This window comes from Colidextribacter sp. OB.20 (genome assembly GCF_009911595.1).
Classification (GTDB): Bacteria; Bacillota; Clostridia; order Oscillospirales; family Oscillospiraceae; genus Lawsonibacter.
On the sequence record NZ_QWKG01000119.1, the window covers coordinates 1 to 4050 of the forward strand.

Genomic DNA, 4050 nt, shown 5'->3' on the forward strand with positions numbered 1-4050 from the left:
ACAGCACAAGTCAGCCGGAAAATCTGGATGTGCGGCAGGAGTTGATACAGCTTATCAATCAGACCCGGAGGGCTAACGGCGTGTCGGAGCTGCCCGTTAGCGAGGCGCTGATGAACGCCGCCCAAGCCTGTTCCGACCGGCAATACACATGGCATCACGCCCAGGAGGAGGGCAAAGCCGCTGCCGACGCTGGTTATCCCTACGGATTTGGCGACAACCTCACTGTGTTCACCGGCACAGAGGACGCCGCCCAACACGCCCTGGATAACTGGATCAATTCTCCCGGCCACTTCCAGACCATGATTGACCCAATCTGCGACTGTATTGGCGTGGGCGTGACTCAGGTTGACGGCGTGACCTACTGCTATATGTTTGTTGGAATACCCAACAGCGTCAATTTCTATGCGTAATCAAATATGAACCGGAAAACAGCCTTTCAGCGCACAAGCTGGAAGGCTGTTTCCATGCCTATAAGGAGGCTGAAACCATGAAAAAATTCCATTTCCCCCGAAACCGCCTGATTGCAACTCTGCTGGCGCTGGTCTGTGTGCTGGGCCTGCTGCCCGCCACAGCCTTTGCCGCCATGCCGGACACCATCAAGATGGATGACTGCGCTTACAGCGGGACTAAGTACGATTCCCCGGCCCTGGGCGAGTGCTATCTCCATCAGATGCACTTCGGCCTCAACGGAAAGAGTACGATGGGCTTCTGTGCAGAAAAAGGCAAGGGCATGGGCTGGTCCTTGAAGGGTCACACCTGGGGCAACCCCAAGCCCATCTCTGATCCTACCGTCAAAACAATGATGGCCTACTTTTACTGTCACTCCACCGGCGTATTTACCGATCAGGCCAAAGCGTTGGGCAGTGACGAGGTGTGGGGCAGCGACTACACCTGGACCATGAACGCCTGGGTGCAGGCTATCGTCTGGCGCTACAAGGCCGGTCTGCTGTCTGACCCTGCCACCGCCTGCGCTGAGGAACTGATGTGTGTATACAATAATCTGGAACACACAAATTATTCCAATATTGACGAGCTGATAGACGGCATCTCTTTCCGCGACCGCGCCCAATACATTTTGGATTTAGGGGCGCAGGGCGTATGGGGAGAGTGTGAGGTCCGTGAATACGCCTACACCGGCCCCGGCTCCAGCTACCACCCCGCCAACGATGTGCAGGCCGTCATGGTGGGCGAGCTGAACATCACACGAGAGCTGTACAGCCTGATTATCAAGAAAGTGGACAGCACCAACCCCAATAAGGGCCTGCCCGGAGCGCGTTTTTTGGTTTCTTCTGAAAACGGGTCTTACTCCAAGGAAGTGGTGACAGGCGGCGATGGCACTGTTACCGTACCAAAGCTGGAGGCGGGCACTTACGCCGTGACCGAACTGGAGGCCCCGGAGGGCTACGAGATCGACAACGCGGGGCCGCAGTATGTTGTCCTGCCCAGCGGCAGTGATAAGACCGTGACTGTCACCTTTGCGGACAGCCCGGAAATCACCGGCGAGGGCAGCATCCGCAAGGTGGACGCGGACGACCCCACTAAGGGCCTTGCCGGGGCGGTCATTAAAATTGAGGGCGTAGACAATGACTTTACCGGCACCTACGTTACCGGCGAGGGCGGCTACCTGACCGACGTTCCCTGGAAGGATATGCCCATCGGCAGCTACACCGCCGAGGAAGTCACCCCCCCGGAGGGCTACACCAAAAGCCCGGAAACCAGCAAAGTTAAGCAGTCTTTCCGCTGGGACGGCAAGACCGATGTGGCCCTGGTTTTTGAGAACGACGCCAAGGTAAAGGTAAAACTTATCAAGCTGGATGACAGCGATAACCCTCTCCCCGGCGCTGTGTTCAACATCGTGAAGGACGGCCAGATCATCGGCACGGAGGCCACCAAAGCGGACGGCTCCATCACCGTCACTGATGTGACCGAGGGGATGTACGCTTTTGTGGAGGTGTCCGCCCCGGCCCCCTACGCCACGCTGACCGAGCCGGTCATCGCCCATGTGGATCAGGCCACCATCAACGGCGGCGGCACTGTCACCGTGACGGCAGCGGACAAGAAGCTGCCAAACCTCACCATCCTCAAGCGGGACGCCCAGACCAAGGAGGTCATCCCCGGAACTGTCTTTGAAATCAAGGGCATCCACTATGGCTACCACAACGATGTGACCACCGGCCCGGACGGCAGGGCCGTCCTCTCCAATATCCCCGTGGACAGCTATGAGGTGATTGAGAAGTCTGTCCCTGACCCCTATGTGGTGGGGGATGAACCTATGCAGACCATATACCTGGGACCCGGTGAAAATCGTGAGCTGATTTTCGACAACCTGAAGCAGCCCCTTTTGACCATCGCCAAAATCGACGCTGATACAAACGACATCATCCCCGGCACCGTGTTCACGATTGAGGGCGTCAGCAGCGACTACCGCAACGACGTGACCACCGGCGCGGACGGCACCGTTTCCCTGCGGGTGGCTCCCGGCTCCTATAAAATCACGGAGAAGTCCGTCCCTGCGCCCTACTACCTCCCCAGCAAAAATGCCGACCGGGAGCAGACGGTCAGCCTAAACCCCGGCGACGAAAAGACCGTGACATTCAAAGACCACAAGGCCCCGGAGCTAACCATTTTCAAGGAGGACAGCGTGGCGGGCGCTCCCATTGAGGGGGCCAAATTCCATGTTACTTTCACGTCCAACGGCGAGGCGGCGGATGCCCCCGGCTCCATTGACTACGGGTATATCTTTACCGACGCCAACGGCCAGATCAAGGTGCATGAGCAGGGCAAGAAAATGTACCCCGGCGAGTACACTGTGACCGAGGTGGCCCCCGCCCCCGGTTTCCAGATGAAGGAGCCCACCACCCAGCGCGTTATCATTCACGGCGGTGAGAGCAAGACCCTGACATTCCAGAATGAACCGCTGAACGCAATTATTGTTGAGAAGTACGACAGTGTGACCCATGCGGCCCTGCCCGGATGCACCTTCCAGCTTCGCTACCTGGGCAGGACTTCCGGCACGGGCGGTACTGTGATCGGGCAGAAAGTGACCGGGAAGAACGGCACCGCCATTTGGACGGGGCTGAAAAGCGGCACTTACGTCGTGGAGGAAGTCAGCCCCGCGGACGGGTACAGCATCATCAATGCCTCTGAAACGGTATACCTGGCTGACAGCGGGGAGCAGAGCGTTGTCACTGTCCGCTTTGACAACTCCCCGGACGGAATTTTACTTGTCAGAAAGGTATGTTCCGTCAATCCCAGCATCACCCTCCAGGACGCCGAGTTCAAGATCACCTATGCGGACGGGACATTGATTGGCGACAGCAACGGCATCTACCGCACCGACGAGAACGGCGAAATCCGCATCCCCGGCCTGAAACCCGGCAAGAGCGTGGTAGTCACGGAAACCCGCGCCCCTGCCGGTTTTATCATCGACACGCAAAGCCAGACGGTGCAGATCCAGGAGGGCCGAACCGTCACCCTCACTTTTAAGAATCAGCCGAAGGGCAGTCTGATTATTCAGAAACGGGACAGTCTCACCGGCCAGCCCCTCCCCGGCGCAGAGTTTCGCGTGGCTACTGCCGCAGGCTGCGAGGTGGGACTGGACGGCGTAATCGGCACCAGCACCCTGACACAAAACGGCCTGTTCACCACTGACAGCAACGGCGAAATCCGCATTACCAACCTCGCGCCGGGTGCCTATGTACTGACGGAAACAAAGGCCCCGGCGGGCTACGTCATGGACAGCCCCAGCACCAACGTGGTCATTGGAGCCAACGGCGACACACAGACTGTCATTGTCACCAACACCCCCAAGGGCGGGCTGATCGTGGAGAAGTACGACAGCGTGACCAAGCTGCCCCTCTCCGGCGCTCAGTTCAAAATCACCAACGCCAATGGGGAGCTGACCCCGGACAATGAGGGCCTGACTTCTTCCAACGGCCTCTATACCACTGACCGCAGCGGCCAGATCGTCCTCTCCAAGCTGCTCCCCGGAACCTATGTGGTGTCCGAGGTCAAGGCCCCGGACAATTATCAGGCGGACCCCACCCCGCA

General features: G+C 58.5%; 2 protein-coding genes. Both read left to right on the forward strand.

Features of this window, described 5'->3' with window-relative positions; genetic code table 11:
- The coding region (locus D1641_RS18520) for a CAP domain-containing protein (protein WP_160668429.1) at window positions 1–410 on the forward strand (410 nt) is incomplete at its 5' end.
- A gap of 77 nt (window positions 411–487) precedes the next feature.
- On the forward strand, window positions 488–4050 hold a 3563-nt coding region (locus D1641_RS18525), incomplete at its 3' end, for a SpaA isopeptide-forming pilin-related protein (RefSeq protein ID WP_279285726.1).